We start from the raw sequence: 17,253 nt of genomic DNA on the forward strand, positions 1-17,253 counted from the left end.
TTCGGCTCTGGAAGACATAATGTGTTCATAATGTGTTCGTAATGTGTTCATAATGTGTTCAGTCTTTGGAGACTTCCGGGACCTTTGTGACCATCACTTTGTCTATTCTAATGCCGTCCATATCGACCACCTCGTATCTCAGCCCGTTGAATTCCATATGGTCTCCTGTTTTGGGAATTCTTTGCAGGATGTACATGATCAGCCCGGCAATAGTCAGGTAATAACCCTGATCCTCTCCTGGAAATGAATCAACTGATAAGACATATTTTAATTTATTAACAGGAGTATCCCCGTCAATAAGCCAGGAGCCGTTTTCAAGGACGGTAATCTGCTCTTCTTCCGACTCGCCAAGGGAACGGACGTCTCCAACTATAGCTTCAAGGATGTCATGCAGGGTAATAATGCCCTGGACGCTTCCATATTCATCTGTGATCAGGGCGATGTGCATGCCTGTTTCCTTGAAAGATTCGAGGAGTTTCAGGACTGTTATAGCTTCAGGTGCAAAGAGTGGTTTGGTGACTGAGGCCCTGATATCAACTTTACCGCTTTCAATAAGCCTTGCCAGGACATCTTTTACGGAAACTATCCCTATGACATCGTCCAGATCCCGTTCATATACCGGAAAATTTGACCTTCCGCTTGCAATCATTTTCTTCAGGTTCTCATCAACAGGGTCGTCCAGGTCGAAAGCGATAATGTCAGAGCGGTGGGTCATCAGTGATTCAACCCGGCGGTCACCGATGTCAAAAACACCTTCTATCATGCTCATCTCGGCTCTTTCAAACACTCCTGCTTCGGTCCCTTCCTCAATCATGATCTTGATTTCCTCTTCAGTTACTGGCGGCCCGATTATCTTCCTGACTCTCAACAGCCTGAGGACAGCATCGGTTGAATAGCTCAGAACAAGTACAAGAGGCCTTGCCATGAGAGAAAGAAAAAACATGGGTTTTGCGACACGGGAAGCAATTGTTTCCGCATTATTGAGTGCAAGCTGCTTTGGAACAAGTTCACCAAAGATTAAGGTCAGATATGTGATTATAAGCACTACAAGAGTAATGCTGAGGGTGGCACTGTATCGAGCAAGAGCCGGAAAGTCCCGGAGGTAAGTATCAAGTTCTCCTGCTATCGTGGCTCCCCCGAATGCGCCTGCAAAGATGCCTACAAGGGTGATTCCTATCTGTACCGTAGAGAGAAATGCGGTGGGTTCATTTGAGAGTTTGAGTGCAGTCTCAGCCCCTGCATCTCCTTTTTCCGCTTTTTGCCTGAGGCGGATTTTCTTGGCTGAAACTAGTATCGTGTCACCGATGGGAAGTCTTAAGCGTTATATTGGATGATCTTCATAAGTATCATTCATGATTAAATATACTGTGACACTTACCGGAGATGAACGTAGATCTCTTTGTGAACTTGCTTCAAAGGGAAAACATAACTCTCAACAAATTCTCAATGCTCTGATTTTGCTTAATTGCGATAAAAGTGAATTGAATGTTAGCCATTCAACCAATGAAGAAATCTCACGTGTCCTGAATATTAGTATGAAAAAAATTGACCGTGTTAAGAAGAGATTTGTTGAAGAAGGTCTTGAAGTTGCCCTTAACGGGAAAGAAAGCGAGCGCATTTATACTAAAAAAGTTGATGGTGATCTTGAAGCCCATTTAGTCGCCCTTAGTTGCAGTCAACCCCCTGAAGGTTTTGCAAGATGGTCGTTAAGATTATTAGCCGATAAGGCTGTAGAACTTGGTTATTTCGAGGAAATTTCTCACGAAACAGTACGCCGTACTTTAAAAAAACGAAATCAAACCCTGGCAAAGGAAACAATGGGTAATTCCTCCAGAACAAAACAGTAGTTTTGTTGCGAATATGGAAATGGTTCTGGACGTTTATAAACGTCCGTTTGATCCACGAAATCCTGTTGTGTGTATGGACGAATCCCCAAAACAACTGATTGCAGAAACCCGGATCCCTATCCCCTGCTCAACAGGGAAGCCAGAAAAGTACGATTATGAATACAAGCGAAATGGAATGTGCAATATATTCCTTGCCTGTGAACCGTTGACAGGGAAAAGAATGGTAAAGATCACTGAAAGAAAAACAAAGAGAGATTGGGCTTATTTTCTCGAAGAAATAGAAGTTCAACATGAAAATGCAGATAAAATTACGTTAGTAATGGACAATCTAAACACGCACATACCTGGATCTCTCTACGAAACATTTCCACCACCAAAAGCAAAGGCGCTATGGGACAGATTTGAGTTCGTCTACACGCCAAAACATGGAAGCTGGTTGAACATGGCAGAGATTGAACTGAATGTACTTACAGGTCAATGTTTAAAAAGGAGAATGGATAACATCGAGTTTGTCAGAAAAGAAGTTTTGGCATGGCAAAATTACAGAAACAACAAAAATTCAAAGGTTAAATGGCAATTTACAACAGATGATGCAAGGATAAAATTGTCACGTCTTTATCCGACTATTGAGGATTGACGCGACACTAGGGCAAATTCTGACATGGCAAAAATGCCATTAAGCGCGATGAGAACAAGGATAATGATAACTTCAGGGAGATAGGGCATTTTTCAAATATTAGACGGATTATAATTTAAAGCTATTTACAGAACAGGAGGCAAAAAGAAACAGGCCTCCTTATTTCAGTAAATCTGTACTTTTTTCAGTAAATCTGTAATTTTTTTGTTATTTTCTCTTCAGGTTTTCAATCTCTTTTTTCTTTCCTCTCCTGAAAGCTGTCCTTCTGACAAACCCGGGCTGTGAAGGAGGTACAGGTATCTCACATCCTGATCCCAGTTCGCATTCTACTACAATTCCGCGGAGAAGACGCCCCAGAATGTCCGACCCTGTTATTATGCGTTTTTCTTCTCCCCAGTATAGAATCAGGTCCTGGTCGATTACATCGTCTTCAGGGTATTGCGGATACACTTTGAACTGCCGGATCACTTTTTCAAGCCTGGTTTCAGGAGATTTTACCACTACAGGGAAATGGCAGTAAATGAGCGGAAGAAAAGGCCCTTTTTTGTAAACCGCATCCCTCAGAAAGCCATCAGCGTCGAGTACCATCACAGGTTCATTTTCCGGGCTGGTAATTATTACCCATTTTTTTCCGGATGCTTCGATTTTCTGGAGAAAAGGGTCAGAAGGTTCCCTGTTAAAAGGAGGAAAGACAGGGCGGTTATTTTCCACAGGAAGAGAAATGATGCTCCTCGAGTCTATTATGGAGCCCTCGTCAGAAATGCTGACATCGTCTATGGAAAGGAAGTTCAGGGCTCCTATCCCTTCAAAAGTCCCTATATCTGTCTTTCCTGACTCGATATGTTTTTCGAGCATAATTCGCATTGCCTGTTCCCTGAACAATTCGAGTTTTTCCCTGCCCAACCACCAGTCAAGGACAAGCGCTGTCGGCTTTGCCACAGGATAGAGAAGCATCTGGTAAAAGCGGACAAGAGGGGTAAGCTTTGCCCCAATGTCAAGAGCATTCCTTGAGAAATAAGCCTGGGGCATGATCTCTCCGAAACAGGTAATGCCAAAGGTCGAAAATAGAAATGCAAAAGTCCCTGCCATTACGGAATCAGTAAGCTGGGCAATAAGCACGTTTACGCCCACGTTTCCCCATAGCAGGGTGGTAAGCAGAAAATTTGAGTCCCTCCGGACCTGCAGGATTTTAATTGCGTTTTTATTATTCGCTTCGGCTTCAATTTCAAGCCTCAGCCTTCCGAGGCCGAAAATACCGATTGTTAGCCCTGAAAAAACAGCAGACTGTGTCAGGCAAATTACAATCAGTATCCAGGTAATGATTTCATTCATTGTAAGTCTATATCCTCTGTAAAGTCTATATCCTCTGTATAGTTTATATCCTTTTTAATATCTGTATAAATCTATTCGAACCCTTAATCAATTAATCTCTTATAAACTTAATCTCAATTACCTGGCTTAATATCATTGTTACTGTCAAATTTACATTTTATTACAGCTTTTACATTTTACAGCAAAAGTATACATATTTTTACTTTTGACCCGAAGCCATTGCCTCCTATTCATTCACTCTTCCCAGAACATGAGCGTCAGAGGTAAATAGTTTATCTGGCCTGGGACCTGCTTAATATAACGCAAGGCTTACTTAGAAAGATAGGAAATAAAATAGAGAGATTTTAATCCAGGTAAACATTTTGTAAAAGAAAAACTTATATCTTAGTTAAATACGAGAAGCTAAAGCCTTAATTATGCAAGCTGCCTGTATGGTTTGTTAAAACAGAAAATCATTATTCAATCCCAGAAGATACTGTCTCTTCTTTTTATAGGCCACAGTTTTGTCCAGTATTTGCAAACAATGCAGTAAACGGTCTTGTCATCTGAACTTACTTTCAGCTTAGCATGGCATCCTGGTAAAATTTTAGTTTTCTCATGAATATTTTCTCATGAATAAAATCTCTTAAATTTTCATCATCAATTTCCGTCATCAAATTCCATTATCAAATTGATAATAATTCTCAAAATAAGTAATGTAAGAAGAAGCCCAGAGGTGCTGTATCTACTGTATCCCCCAATACAGTCTCTTCGAATGTTATGCTCCCCCAAGCACATTGATTCGAAGAACGGACCAGCAACCCCCAGGATATTCTTTTTGTGGAATGATGTCCCATCTCCACTTCCCAATTCGACTTCCCAACTCCAGCATATAATAATAAGGTAAATTATATTAAATGAATGACCCCAAAAATTGATTTCAATCAAAAATTAATTTGACGTAACAAATTTTAAAGCCAGTATTAGATCTTTCCAGAATTAGCTTTTCTATTTATTGAACGCTTGCAGGCCAGAAAATTAACATTTACATAGCAGAAAATTAAAGATCTGGCTGATAGCGAGCAAGCCTCAAAAAAGAAGCAAAAAAATAGAAAATCTTGAAGTAAAAAACAGAAGCCAGTGCAATCTTTCTTCTTATTTCTTTCTGCTTTCTTCTCATTTCTTTCTGCTTTCTTCTCATTTCTTTCTGCTTTCTTCTCATTTCTTTCTGCTTTCTTCTCATTTCTTTCTGCTTTCTTCTCATTTCTTTCTGCTTTCTTCTCATTTCTTTCTGTTTTCTGGGCAGAGCCGTGGGCAAGCTGGCTGGGTTTCCGGTGCTATATAATTTTAAAACTTTTTTCTGAGAGATAAAAGATATTCTGGCCTGTGCGGCGTTACTCTTTATATGATTTCCTTCAGGCCTGTGGAGAAACGAATTCGTGTGAAAAAATCAGGTTGATAATTTAAAAGTTGGTTTAAAAGTTGGTTTAAAAGTTGGTTTAAAAGTCGGTTTAAAAGTCGGTTTAAAAGTCGGTTTAAAAGTCGGTTTAAAAGTCGGTTTAAAAGTCAGTGTAAAAGCAGGCCGAATTGTATAATCTTTAATTACAAGCAGGTTATACTAAGGTTCTTAATCAGTTGGCCCTGACAAAGAAGGACATCCCGGAGCAGGGATTGCTTCTAAAGACAGCCCCGAAATATCAGAACCTTCCGGAACCTCAGGCCTTTCATATAGAAGATTATTATCCTTCCGATCTGTGATTAACATGGTAAAAGAAATGAAAAAAACCGGAGCACCTGATGAAGTTCCGGAAATATGCCGCACTAACGATACTCCTGACAGAGCTGCAGAAAAACGTGTCGTACTCCTTATTGCGATACTTTCGGGATTCATTACTCCTTTTGATGGTTCGGCAGTGAATATCGCCCTGCCCACGATCGGGAAAGAGTTCCATATGGACGCAATTGCTCTTTCCTGGGTTGCGACCGCTTATCTCCTGTCCTCGGCAGTGTGTCTTGTGCCATTCGGAAAAATTGCGGATATTTACGGGAGAAAAAAGGTTTTTCTATACGGAATTGCTATCTTCAGCCTTGCGTCCCTCCTGATGACCATGGTCCCTTCAACAGAAATGCTTATCAGGGTGCGGGTTTTGCAGGGAATAGGCAGTGCCATGATATTCGGGACCGGGGTTGCTATTCTTACTTCTGTTTTTCCGCCCAGGGAGCGCGGGAAAGTTCTCGGGATATATGTAACTGCAGTCTATCTCGGGCTTTCTCTTGGCCCTTTCCTCGGCGGCATTATGACGCATTATCTCGGCTGGAGGAGCATCTTTTTTGTAAATGTCCCTCTAGGCTTTATTACCGTTCTTCTAATTCTCTGGAAGCTGAAAGGCGATTGGCTTGAGTGTAAAGGGGAGAAATTTGACCTGGCGGGCTCCATTATATACGGTGCGGCGGTCGTTGCCACAATGTACGGTTTTTCAATTCTTCCCGACATTGAAGGGGCTGCCCTTATAGCAGCAGGATTTATCGGAATTATTATTTTTGCACTTTACGAGATAAGAGTGCCTTTTCCTGTTCTTGACATCAGTCTCCTGACAAAAAACAGGGTTTTTGCCCTCTCGAACCTGTCCGCACTTATAAACTACAGTGCAACTTATGCAGTGACCTTTCTTCTGAGCCTCGACCTCCAGTACACAAAAGGCTTTACTTCACAGCATGCAGGACTTATCCTTGTAGCACAGCCTGTCATCCAGGCGATGATTTCTCCAGTTGCCGGAAGGCTCTCAGACAGGATTGAACCGCGCATTGTTGCATCTGCAGGGATGGCGCTCACTTCTTTCGGGCTCTTCCTCCTGATCTTTCTTCAGGAAACTACCCCTATATGGTATCTGGTTATCTGCCTGGTGGTGCTCGGAACGGGTTTTGGGTTCTTTTCGTCCCCAAATACCAATGCAATCATGAGCGCGGTCGATAAGAGATTCTACGGCGTTGCATCAGGGATGAACGGAACTATGAGGCTTCTTGGGCAGATGCTCTCCATGGGTATTGCGATGATGATTTTTGCGGTTGTTATCGGCCCGGTGCAGATCACGCCCGAGTATTATCCCAGATTCGTTTCGAGCCTTCACTATGCATTTATACTGTTTACTATATTCTGTATTATTGGAGTATTTGCATCTCTGGTGAGAGGAAAAACAACTCAGGCCCAGCATAATTTGTCGGAAGGAAGTAAAAAATTGTAAGGTGAACAGAGCCAGGGTATATCTCAATTTTATATACTATATCCGACATTTTCAGATAAGGAGTTATAAAATCTAATATCTGGCTGGCTCATTCTCTACTGTCAGATATCATGAAATGTCTGCCATGAAATGTTTTACTTGATTGATTATACCATAAACAAACAGCTAACATACTTACCAGGGGGTTTGTTAAGTGAATCTATTTGGCCAGAAAGACAGAGGAAACCATGTTTCAGGAGTTGACAGGGGCAAAGTCATAATGTACGGGCTCAGTACCTGCGTATGGTGTAAAAAAACAAAGAAATTGCTCACAGACCTTGGAGTGGATTTCGATTATGTTTACGTGGACAGGCTCGAAGGAAAGGAAGAAGAGGAGGCTGTTGAGGAAGTAAGGCGCTTCAACCCTTCAGTTTCTTTCCCTACTACTATCATAAACGATGAAAAGGCAATTGTGGGCTTTAAGGAAAAAGAAATCCGGGAAAGCCTGGGCTTCTGAGGAGGTGTTGGGTTGAAAGGAGAGGAAGATGAACAGGGCGTATCCGAAGAACAGGTGGATATTGTCTATAGGCGGCTGAAAGATCAGGTCGAAAAGTCAGGCTACCACCTTAACCCTGAAGTGGAGTTCACAAAGGACCTGGTACGTGGTCTGCTGGAGAATGAAATACGCTACGGCTACTGGTGCTGTCCGTGCAGGCTCTCTGCCAGTAACCTTGAAGAAGATCTGGACATTGTCTGTCCCTGCTACTACAGAGACCCGGACCTGAATGATTATGGAGCCTGCTACTGTGCGCTTTATGTTTCGGATGAGGTTATCCGGGGGGAAAGAGAGGTTGAATCGATTCCTGAAAGACGCCCTCCAAAGGAACAGAGAGAGGCTGAAAGGGCTGAAGGAAAGAAGAGAGAGGAGATGATGGATAGCATGGAATTTTCAGGGAAACTTTCAAAACCGGTGTGGAGATGTAAAGTCTGTGGATATCTCTGTGCCATGGACGAGGCTCCGGGAGTCTGTCCTATCTGTAAAGCCAGAAAAGAAAGGTTCGAGCGGTTCATGTAATTACCGCATTTCTTTCTTTTTTAATTATGAAACGTTTCCTCTGTTTGTTTTATAAGTTACCGGGTAATTTTTTAAGAATACTTCTTTTCTTTTGTCCAAAGCTCATTAAAATCAATATATAAACCAAGATCTGAAAATTTCTATTTCAGGTAATCTCACATAATGGTAATTTTTCCAGTAAGTTTTTAACCTTCTATCCATCCTTTTTTTATCCGGGTAACTTTAATTCGGGATGACAGGCGGAAATTATAAATTAGCTATTATTCAGTACCAACTTTTGTAAATAATGTATATAAATAGTAAGATTTAATAAGCTTTGTTTTTAATGATAATATCGTTCCAGGAATATTCAAAAATAAAAATTTCTGGTCATAAGGGGCAGTTCCTGGAAAATGCAAATAGAGAAAAGTTCCCCTTTAGGCGGTTTCAATACATGAACAAACTGGTTAATGTTGATGATTTTTTAATTTGATCCGTAATCATAGATGCCGTTGATGACTGACGGTGACTTCTATAGGCTACGTAAATCATAAATATTCGTTGAATTTGAATCTAAAATTTATATTAATGTAAACATTTAAAATTCAAAACTGTAAATATTATATTTTGTATTAACTGATCAATTGAGTTTCAGCTTATAAGGGTGGTTCCAGAATTCCGATAAGCGGGATTAATATGGGTCTCAGTATTTCCGGATTTTTGCATTCGAACCTGTACATTTAAACCGGGAAGCCAGCAGTATGAGATGAAGACCTGCGTGTACAGATAATTGTATGGTGAGGGGGATTTCTATACGATTAAGTCAAAGAGAGATTACGAGTTCTATCTCGAAGCAGACCGATTAGCCCTGGGAAAAAACTGTAAAAAACCCAGACTGATCGGTGATGATATCTGGAAGTTTCAGAGATTATTAAGGCAGGCTGAGTATTACAGCAACTGCCGGAATTCATTACTTCATAAACTGTATTTAAAATATATACTTTTCAGGTTCCACAGGATGAGCATTCGCCTTGGATTCAGCATTCCGATAAATGTTTTCGGACCCGGGTTATGCATAGCCCATAGAGGGACTATCGTTGTAAACAAAGGTGCCAGGGTTGGAGAAAACTGCAGGATACATGCCTGTACCAATATAGGGTCCGGAAGGGACAATATTTTTCTGGCGCCTAAAATCGGAAATGGCGTGTATATAGGGCCGGGTGCCAAAATCTTTGGAAGTGTTGAGATTGCTGATAATATTGCAATCGGGGCAAATTCCGTGGTAAACAGGTCCTTCTATGAGAGGGGAATTTCAATTGCAGGAGTCCCTGCAAAGAAAATAAGCAATAAGGGATCTGATGGAATGGTAATTGCCGCTACAAAAACCGTTTCAGTCCCTGTTTCACAGGAAACTATTGAGCGCGCCGGTGTAGCTGAGTAAGTTAATCAATTTTTCAGACTGAAAAAGCAGCCCCAATTAATATTTAGCGGCACTCTTCCGGGGATATTCATTTCTACTTTCAGCCATGCTTTTTTATTATTCACTTATGATTCCTCTTTTAAACTGCCGTGCAATTTATTCCTTTTATCAATAGTTTTATCCATTATTAAAAAACAATAACGAATGGGGGTAATATTTATGGAAACAATGGAAGCGATTCTAACCAGAAGAAGTATACGGAAGTATCTGCCGGACCCGGTAGGTAGGGATAAGATTGAGATTATTCTTAAAGCAGGAATGAGTGCGCCATCAGCAGGGGATGAACAGCCCTGGCATTTCATTATTATTGACAGGCACGACCTGCTAGAAAAGATTTCGGAAATACATCCTTATGCAAAGATGTTAAAGAACGCTCCTGCTGCTTTGCTCGTCTGCGCAGACCCTGAAGCTCCCCGGTTCAAAGATTTCTGGGTTCAGGACTGCTCGGCGGCATGTGAAAATATGCTGCTGGCTGCCCATGACCAGGGGCTTGGAGCTGTCTGGATAGGAATTTACCCGGCTGAAAAACTTGTCACCGGGATTCGGGAGCTTCTTAACATTCCTGAGAACATGATTCCGTTTTCTGCAATTGCAATAGGCTATCCTGCAGAAGAAAAGTCCGGAAGATCAAGGTACGAAGTCTCAAGAGTTCATGACAATTCCTGGTAAAACCTCCATAAAAACAAATCCGATAAAAATCAGATAGCAAATTGGAGGTTTTTTTCTTATGTTTTTACTTTTTAACTCTATCTGAGTTTTTCTAAGGGTTTTTATCTATTTATAGCAGTAAATCGGAATATATTATTCAGAATATTTCGATATTTATAGTCAGTTTAATAAATATATTCTGTTACAAATATTCTGTTACGAATCGTTCTGTTATTATATGGTAGAAGGTGAGTTTATGAGAAATAAGCTGTTATCTCTGCTTGTTTTATTAACAGTACTCTTCTCTGTCCTGCCTTTTTCGGCAGGTGCTGCAGAAGAAAGTTATCTTGAATATACCAGTTCAGGAAATGTTTTCGGCGGTGGAAATGACCTGCAGGTCGACCAGGACATCCAGGGAGATCTGGTGCTTGCAGGGTCGACAATCAAAATAAACGGAAATGTCATGGATGATTTCATCGGTGCCGGCGGAGAACTGACCGTTAACGGGGATGTTTCAGGAAATATCATAGCATTCGGAGGAATTATCCGCGTAAACGGAGATGTAGGTGGCGACCTGGTAGCGGCAGGAGGGCAGATTTTCCTCTCTCAGGACAGCACGGTTGAAGGGGATGTCCTGCTGGCAGGAGGGGATGTAAACCTTAACGGGGTCGTAAACGGAGACGGCTCTGTCTCTGCCGGAACTCTACGCACTGGGGAGGACTTTGAGCTTAAAGGAGACCTTGAACTTGAAGCCCAGAATTATCCTTCTGACCTCGAAAACGACGTTGGAGGAAACCTGAGTGTTACAAGGACAGCGCAGGAACAGTATGCAGGCGAATCCCGGGGTTTCGGCATCTTTTCCTTTATCCTGGGGCTTCTGGCGGCTCTGGCTCTGGGCTTTATCCTTATCTACACTTTCCCGGTTTTTATAAGCGAAATTTCGGGGGTTGTGAGGGACTTGACGCTGAAAGCCGGAATTGTGGGATTTTTACTCCTCATTTTCGTGCCTGTGCTTTCTCTAATCCTTTTATTTACAGTATTCGGATGGAGCCTTTCGATCCTGCTGATCCTTTTCCTGGCACTTGCAGTACTTATCGCTACTGTGCCGGTCAAACTGCTTGCAGGTACAATTGTCTACAATAAAGTCTTTAAAAAAGAAGCCGGGAAAATGGTATATTACCTTCTCGGAGCAGTTATATTTGCAATTGTGTATGAAATTCCTTTCCTTGGTTCATTAGCAGGTTTCATTGCAATGCTTATAGGGCTGGGAGCAATCGGAATCTGGCTTGCAGGGAAGGCAAAGCCTGAAAGGTAATAAGAGTAATAGAAGAAGCAATAAAAGACAAATAGAAAAATTTCCGTGTAACCAGGTTACATTTGATGAAAACTATTATCAAGGAGTGGTGGGATCAAGGAGTGGTGGGCGTTCTTCCACCATATCACTTTTTTTGCTAAAAGTATTGAGCTTAAAACAGTGCATGTTTACATACATTGCAATACCCGTTCACCTGCTCAGGTAATACTTTTGGCACCCAACAGTGTAATTTTTTTGATTAAGCTTTATTACTATAAATATCCTTATTTTATACATTGAAAAATTTATCCACTGAGTATTGACTATTTTTCAGGCATGAAATCAATAATGGTGAGTCCATGATTACCCATAACCGTTTTTTCGTTACTGTTTTACTGCGGTAGAATGAAGGTGGAGTTGCTTTTTATGAAATGAAACAGCCTTTGGAACCTCTTGACTGCGAAGAAAGGATTTTGGGCTTTTTGAAGAAATCTTCAAGTTATGTAAAAACGACGATATAATACTCTATCCAGTTATGTTTTTGCAGACTTACTGTGCTCCAAAACTCGGAATTGAACGCTTAATCATTACCACTGCGAGAAATTATTACGGTTCTTCTGAAGATATTGTGGCTGTAGCAGTTGAATCTCGTTTCAACGGCGTTTTCAGCAATATGGGAATTAAATACATGCAGAACCGGATCCCTGAAAAGAAAAACATATACTTTGTGGGAGTTTTCCATAAGAAATTCGGAGACTCTTCCTCCTCAATACACGTCTGTCTTATGGCCAGAAAAATATGGAACGAATACTGCAATTCGATACCTGAAAAGCCAGAGGACAGCCCCGAAACCGTTGCATTCAGGCCATTACTGTCCCCTTAAGTTATCTCTGAATTCGATTGCTGGCGATTTGCTGCCTTATGGAACCGGCAGAATTTTGCAAGCATCCTGAAATAAGCCGCTATCCAGAAATAAGCTGCTATCCTGAAATAAGCCGCTATCCTGAAATAAGTTGCTGAAAAATGCTTGGTTTTTCCTCCCCAGCTGCCTGTTATTTTACTTAATTGTCTCAAAAATCATTTTGACACAAAATAATTTAACATAAAATTTCAGGATGTGTAAGGAGCTTTTTATGCAATATCTGTTACTTGATGCGTATTAAAAAATTAGATACCATATAATTTTTTAATACGATTGAAATTTCAAAATAGGAAAAATTTTTGGGGTCAATTATGATATATATTACTCTGTTATTATACATATCTGGAATATGGGTAACAGGGTTTTCTCATAACCTGTGGGCTGGACCCCAGGCAGGGAGTTGAGAATATGGGCTCAGAACCTTCCACCTATTTCGGAACTCAGATTTATAAAGTTCCGAAAAGCGGTCAGGTCAAATTAAAGAAAATAAAGTATTAAACAAAACAAAGGTCTGGAATTTTAAAGAGGTTGTAACAATGGAAAAAGAAGCATATCTCACATTTGAAGACCACGAAGATTTTCGGAGAGTTGTTGAAGAAGCGCTCCATGATAAAAAGGAATCAATTGCAGTATTTACAAAATCTTAATACAAAATCTTAATACAAAATCTATCCTGAATAATGCCGATCTGGATAAGGTCCGATGCCGGCATTTAATTAGCTTTAAAAGGCGACCTGCTTCGTCTCTTTTTTCTCCATTTTATTATTCTCTTCGCAATCCAGTAAAATAGAATCATTTTAAGGATATAAAGAGACGCTAAAAACGCTATCATGTGACACTCATGTGACGCTCATTGTTATGGCAGGTATGGAATCGCCTGCTTCGTCCGGCTTTTTTCATTGCAGTTAAATATCTTCACATAAATATAATCATTGCGAGATGTTTTTTATTTATTCTGCTTTCGATCAATTGCAAGAAGTTCCTTGAAAGTCAAACATATCATAACATTTTTACAGATATACCTGCCGTTTTTGTTCCAATAAATCAGGCTTATTTGATATAGTACCGGTTTTAAAGGGCATTTTCACCCATATACAGGCTGAAAGAACTGTAAAAAATAAAATGAGATTTTACTGGCTTCACCTGCCTAAAACTGGCTTTACCTGGCTGAAATATTCATCAGATAATTCAGGCAGGCGTAAAAAGAGTAACTGGATATCAGGACTATTAAAGTAGCCTGCAACAGAAAGCCAGTCTGTAAAATTACCTTTTTAATTCCCGGTATTCAGGATAAATCGCCATCACAAGGTGAGTGCCCGATTGCATCCAGGTATCTTTCAATCCCGAGCCTTTCAATGAGGTCTCCGAGCCTCTCTCCTTCAAGCCCTTCGTTCCTGTAATAATCAAAGGTTTTTTCAAGGACAGAGAAAAGCTGCTTTTCCTCTGCAAGCTCAAGAATTTTTGTACCCTGTTTGGGGCGGAGTCCTGCTTTTCCTCCTGCAAAAACCGTACACCCGGTTTTTTCTGCCCTCAGGGCATCTTTTCTGCAGGCTGCAATACATGCCCCGCAGAGGATGCATTTTTCTGTATCTATAGAGGCTTTATCCTCAACGACTTTTATTGCTCCCATTTTACACGCCTTTTCACAGCGCTTGCAGCCGACACAGTTTTCCTCCAGGACTTCAGGCTTTACCGTGCCCATTATGCCAAAATCATTATCTTGCGGCCTTACACATGCTGCAGGGCATCCGGTTACTGCAATTTTGAGCTTCTTCGGGACTGCTTCCCCGAAATACTTTTTATCGATTATGCACGCCAGTCTTTCGCAGTCAATCAACCCGTTTCTGCAGACCCTGTTCCCCTGACAGGCTACCACGGCTCTTACTCTTTTTCCGGCGGAACCGCCTGAAATGCCTTTCTTTTCAAGTTCATTTCTTGCAGCTTCTATATCTTCAAGTTTTACAAAAGGGACCTCAATCTGCTGCCTTGAGGTTATGTGGACATAGCCGGAACCATATTTCTCGGCTGCATCTGCAATTGCACGCAGTTTTTCAGCATCCAGGTTACCGCTCACGACTTTCAGCCGCATTGAAAACATATTTTCCTGTCTCTGAGGAAGGAAACCTTTACTTTTTATCGAGGATAAATCAATCTTTTTCTCAGCCATATAAGTCACTTCACTTTATGAGGCATGATGGACGACCTATATAAATTTTATGAATTATATATATTAACTGAAAAGATTAAAGGAAAGAAAATAAATCCAGCTGTACAAGTGCCATGTATATCCCTGTCCCTGCAAAAATGCTGAGCATTGCGTTTCTTTTCCAGAAGTGAAGCCCTGCAACAACTCCTATGGTAAACAGTTCCGGAAACCCGTAAGGGGCTGAAAACCACTGAACGTCTTTTAAGCAGTAAATAACCAGCAGTAAAAGGATCATAGGAGGAAGGTTTTTCTCAACCGTAGAAAGCATTGCCGGTGGTTCCCTTGACCCAAAACACAGGAAGGGGAGAACCCTTGTGGCAAAGGTTGCAAGGGCTATTACAGCAATGGTTACAAGCATCTGGAGGTTCCCGCTCATCAGCTTTCCTCCGTGGAACTTTCCTTGACTTTAATATTTGCCACTTCTGCCGTGTGGGTTTCACCCTACCCATTATTTATACTTATATTTTTTTGCGTTAATTTTTCCCTGCTCATAAGGATCAGAGTCCCAAGAATAATCGAAATCAATAACATGTTTTCAGGGCTGAAGAGGATAAGGGAAAGAGTTCCTGCTCCCACTGCTGCTATGAAAGGGAAGCGTACCCTGGAACTGAAATACTGTTCTATTGTCAGCACCACAAAGAGAGCTGTCAGAACAAAAGCCATACCCTCAAGGTTGAGGTCCAGCAGGGAACCAAGCAATGCCCCGAGTACGGACCCCGTAATCCAGTAAAGGTGGTCAAGAGCTGCAATGTAAAAGTAAAACCTCGATTTTGACCCTCCTTTAGGGACTTCTGTCGTGGTCAGAAGTGCATAGGTCTCGTCCGTTAATGCAAATATAAGGTAAGGCTTGACTTTCCCGACGTCGGAAAATTTTTCCAGCAGAGATAGGCCATAAAACGCATGCCTGAGGTTAAGGAGCAGAGTAGCTATAACAAATTCCGTGAGTCCTGCCCCTGCAGCAAGTAAAGCTACTGCCAGAAACTGACCTGAACCGGCATAAACCAGAAGGCTCATGAGAAAAGCGTAAATCCAGTGGTATCCTGCGCCGTCCAGCAGGAAACCAAAAGCCATTCCGAGAGGGATATATCCGAGAAATACAGGAACTGTGGTTTTGAGGGCACCTGTGAAAACATCCTTATCATCTATTCCGTGCCTGTTTACCCTGTTTTGAGTCATACTATATCTTCTGCTGTCTCTTTCGTAGAATGTTTCTTGAAAAATAAAAAACGGAAAACGTGTTTATTATATTTAAAGATATTGAATAAATATCACAACCGTTAATGGATTATAGCAAATATCGAGGATTTTTCATTAAATTGATTTACAAATTATAATAATTTCTAATACATTTCAAAATTAAGGGATATTAAAGATTATTAATAGAATAATGATTGAAATTCGGATAAAGACTGAATACAGAGTGGATTGAAAAAGAAGTAGTCATTTGACTCAGTATAATTCCGATGAAAACCTCATTTCGAGAGAAGTTTTGAACCTGAGTAAACTTCGAAAAAGCTGCCTATATTGATATATAAAAAACATCATATTTAATTACATGAAAGTTCTCCAGCGACTGAACTTTTTTATTCTGCTGGTTTTAATCCTTTTTACTTCATATATCAGGTACTTCACCGATTTTTATATTTTTGAGGACCGGTCTCTGCTTGACGCTCTTCTTATCTCTTTAATTATCATTTTTCTGGCTTATGTAATAAATTCCCTTGCAGGAAACCTTATCCTTAGAAAGGTTTCTACCGCCAGAGACAGGTATACTCTGAGGAAAACCGTATCTATCCTTGTTACGGTCCTTGCTTTTGCCTCCCTTTTTGCGATCTGGGTCGAGAGGACAAGCACTCTGCTCATAGCCTATGGGATTCTGAGTGCAGGAGTTGCAATTGCGCTTCAGGACGTTTTACGAAACCTGGCAGGAGGGATTCTGATAATTCTGTCCCGCCCATTTAAAGCCGGGGACAGGATACAGGTCGGGGACAGCACCGGCGATGTGCTTGACATAGGGAGCTTCAGTACCGCAGTTATGGAAATAAGGGAATGGATAGATGCAGACCAGTACACAGGCAGAATTCTTCACATCCCTAACAGCTTTGCCCTCAACCAGACGATAAAAAACTACACAAGGGACTATTCTTTTATCTGGGATGAAGTCAGGATTCTGTTAATATACGGCAGCAACTGGAAAAAAGCCGAGGAAATTGCCCTCCAAACTGCAGGCCCGGTGGTGGAGGAGTTCGAAAGACTGGCACAGACAGAACTCCTTCTCATGGGAGAAAAGTATTTTACCACAACCTATGATGTGAAGACCCAGCTTTATACAAAGCTGCAGGAAAACTGGATAGAAATGCGGTTAAGGTATGTGGTAGCGCCCAGAAAAAGGCGGGCGGTCAGTCACCTTTTAACCACAAATATTCTTGAAGCTCTGGAAAAAGAAGAGGACATTATGGTAGGAACTGCAGTAGGTATTGATTTTATGAACTCTCCGGAAAAAGGCCAGTGAAATATAAAATTTTTAAAATTAATTCCTTTCCGGAGACCCGAATATTTTTAGGGGTTCTTTCCTTCCAGAAAATTCAGGTTCTTCAATACAATGTATAATATAAAAGGAACAACCAGTTATA

16 protein-coding genes are annotated in these 17,253 nt (G+C 41.0%); 9 read left to right on the forward strand and 7 right to left on the reverse strand.

The features are described 5' to 3' along the window. Positions 1 to 58: 58 nt before the first annotated feature. On the reverse strand, positions 59 to 1,306 hold the full coding sequence (locus M886_RS14425; RefSeq protein WP_048051382.1) for a hemolysin family protein: 1,248 nt from the start codon (positions 1,304 to 1,306) through the stop codon (positions 59 to 61). Positions 1,307 to 1,352: 46 nt separating this feature from the next. Here M886_RS14425 and M886_RS18075 point away from each other — a divergent pair. Then, positions 1,353 to 2,484, forward strand: a protein-coding gene (locus tag M886_RS18075; protein ID WP_152558040.1) for an IS630-like element ISMma9 family transposase whose coding sequence is annotated in 2 segments (ribosomal slippage) — positions 1,353 to 1,786 and positions 1,785 to 2,484 — 1,134 coding nt in all. Because the reading frame shifts where the segments join, the coding sequence is not laid out codon by codon here. 207 nt (positions 2,485 to 2,691) lie between these two features. On the opposite strand, the gene M886_RS14440 is transcribed toward M886_RS18075, so the two are convergent. Both M886_RS14440 and M886_RS18430 read right to left on the reverse strand, forming a co-directional pair. After that, positions 2,692 to 3,816, reverse strand: coding sequence for a DUF21 domain-containing protein (locus tag M886_RS14440; RefSeq protein WP_011035163.1), 1,125 nt, complete (start codon positions 3,814 to 3,816; stop codon positions 2,692 to 2,694). A 639-nt stretch (positions 3,817 to 4,455) separates the two neighbouring features. Beyond that, a complete protein-coding gene (locus M886_RS18430) occupies positions 4,456 to 4,665 on the reverse strand; it encodes a hypothetical protein (RefSeq protein WP_137726727.1) in 210 nt (69 codons plus the stop codon). Between the two features lie 893 nt (positions 4,666 to 5,558). Here M886_RS18430 and M886_RS14450 point away from each other — a divergent pair. The 7 genes from M886_RS14450 to M886_RS14480 all read left to right on the forward strand — a co-directional run bounded on the left by M886_RS14450 (position 5,559) and on the right by M886_RS14480 (position 12,375). Further along, complete coding sequence (locus tag M886_RS14450) at positions 5,559 to 7,037, forward strand: MFS transporter (protein ID WP_015413184.1); 1,479 nt, start codon at positions 5,559 to 5,561, stop codon at positions 7,035 to 7,037. Between the two features lie 193 nt (positions 7,038 to 7,230). Further along, positions 7,231 to 7,533 (forward strand): glutaredoxin family protein, encoded by a 303-nt coding sequence (locus M886_RS14455; RefSeq protein WP_011035160.1) that lies wholly within the window; start codon positions 7,231 to 7,233, stop codon positions 7,531 to 7,533. Between the two features lie 12 nt (positions 7,534 to 7,545). Further along, positions 7,546 to 8,091: a ferredoxin-thioredoxin reductase catalytic domain-containing protein gene (locus M886_RS14460; protein WP_048051383.1), complete on the forward strand. Its 546-nt coding sequence runs from the start codon at positions 7,546 to 7,548 to the stop codon at positions 8,089 to 8,091. A gap of 997 nt (positions 8,092 to 9,088) precedes the next feature. Then, complete coding sequence (locus M886_RS19240; RefSeq protein WP_015413182.1) at positions 9,089 to 9,511, forward strand: serine O-acetyltransferase; 423 nt, start codon at positions 9,089 to 9,091, stop codon at positions 9,509 to 9,511. A gap of 198 nt (positions 9,512 to 9,709) precedes the next feature. After that, positions 9,710 to 10,219, forward strand: coding sequence for a nitroreductase family protein (locus M886_RS14470; protein WP_015413181.1), 510 nt, complete (start codon positions 9,710 to 9,712; stop codon positions 10,217 to 10,219). Positions 10,220 to 10,454: 235 nt separating this feature from the next. Continuing rightward, positions 10,455 to 11,513, forward strand: a complete 1,059-nt coding sequence (locus M886_RS14475; protein ID WP_048051384.1) for a polymer-forming cytoskeletal protein — start codon at positions 10,455 to 10,457, stop codon at positions 11,511 to 11,513. A gap of 514 nt (positions 11,514 to 12,027) precedes the next feature. Further along, positions 12,028 to 12,375 (forward strand): hypothetical protein, encoded by a 348-nt coding sequence (locus tag M886_RS14480; protein WP_048051385.1) that lies wholly within the window; start codon positions 12,028 to 12,030, stop codon positions 12,373 to 12,375. Here the strand turns inward: M886_RS14480 and M886_RS14485 are convergent. From M886_RS14485 to M886_RS14500, 4 genes are all read right to left on the reverse strand, one after another. After that, positions 12,372 to 12,566 (reverse strand): hypothetical protein, encoded by a 195-nt coding sequence (locus tag M886_RS14485; protein WP_048051386.1) that lies wholly within the window; start codon positions 12,564 to 12,566, stop codon positions 12,372 to 12,374. The two genes, M886_RS14480 and M886_RS14485, sit on opposite strands and share 4 nt — an antisense overlap. A 1,133-nt stretch (positions 12,567 to 13,699) precedes the next feature. After that, a complete protein-coding gene (locus tag M886_RS14490) occupies positions 13,700 to 14,581 on the reverse strand; it encodes a 4Fe-4S binding protein (RefSeq protein ID WP_048051387.1) in 882 nt (293 codons plus the stop codon). A gap of 76 nt (positions 14,582 to 14,657) precedes the next feature. Further along, a complete protein-coding gene (locus tag M886_RS14495; protein ID WP_011035153.1) occupies positions 14,658 to 14,996 on the reverse strand; it encodes a branched-chain amino acid transporter permease in 339 nt (112 codons plus the stop codon). Positions 14,997 to 15,061: 65 nt separating this feature from the next. Further along, positions 15,062 to 15,796 carry an AzlC family ABC transporter permease gene (locus tag M886_RS14500; protein ID WP_011035152.1) on the reverse strand — a complete coding sequence of 245 codons (735 nt, stop codon included), beginning with the start codon at positions 15,794 to 15,796 and terminating at the stop codon, positions 15,062 to 15,064. 379 nt (positions 15,797 to 16,175) lie between these two features. On the opposite strand from M886_RS14500, the gene M886_RS14505 reads away from it, so the two are divergent. After that, positions 16,176 to 17,132, forward strand: a complete 957-nt coding sequence (locus tag M886_RS14505; protein WP_048051388.1) for a mechanosensitive ion channel family protein — start codon at positions 16,176 to 16,178, stop codon at positions 17,130 to 17,132. Positions 17,133 to 17,253 lie beyond the last annotated feature (121 nt).

This window comes from Methanosarcina soligelidi, assembly GCF_000744315.1.
In the GTDB taxonomy this organism is placed as follows: Archaea; Halobacteriota; Methanosarcinia; order Methanosarcinales; family Methanosarcinaceae; genus Methanosarcina; species Methanosarcina mazei.

What these genes read in the sequence shown, in the direction of transcription:
- M886_RS14505 (WP_048051388.1), top strand. Translation starts at nt 16,176, where the DNA reads ATGAAAGTTCTCCAGCGACTGAACTTTTTTATTCTGCTGGTTTTAATC.
- M886_RS14480 (WP_048051385.1), top strand. Translation starts at nt 12,028, where the DNA reads ATGTTTTTGCAGACTTACTGTGCTCCAAAACTCGGAATTGAACGCTTA.
- M886_RS14490 (WP_048051387.1), bottom strand. Translation starts at nt 14,581, where the DNA reads ATGGCTGAGAAAAAGATTGATTTATCCTCGATAAAAAGTAAAGGTTTC.
- M886_RS14450 (WP_015413184.1), top strand. Translation starts at nt 5,559, where the DNA reads ATGGTAAAAGAAATGAAAAAAACCGGAGCACCTGATGAAGTTCCGGAA.
- M886_RS14440 (WP_011035163.1), bottom strand. Translation starts at nt 3,816, where the DNA reads ATGAATGAAATCATTACCTGGATACTGATTGTAATTTGCCTGACACAG.
- M886_RS14475 (WP_048051384.1), top strand. Translation starts at nt 10,455, where the DNA reads ATGAGAAATAAGCTGTTATCTCTGCTTGTTTTATTAACAGTACTCTTC.
- M886_RS14470 (WP_015413181.1), top strand. Translation starts at nt 9,710, where the DNA reads ATGGAAACAATGGAAGCGATTCTAACCAGAAGAAGTATACGGAAGTAT.
- M886_RS14500 (WP_011035152.1), bottom strand. Translation starts at nt 15,796, where the DNA reads ATGACTCAAAACAGGGTAAACAGGCACGGAATAGATGATAAGGATGTT.
- M886_RS19240 (WP_015413182.1), top strand. Translation starts at nt 9,089, where the DNA reads ATGAGCATTCGCCTTGGATTCAGCATTCCGATAAATGTTTTCGGACCC.
- M886_RS14495 (WP_011035153.1), bottom strand. Translation starts at nt 14,996, where the DNA reads ATGAGCGGGAACCTCCAGATGCTTGTAACCATTGCTGTAATAGCCCTT.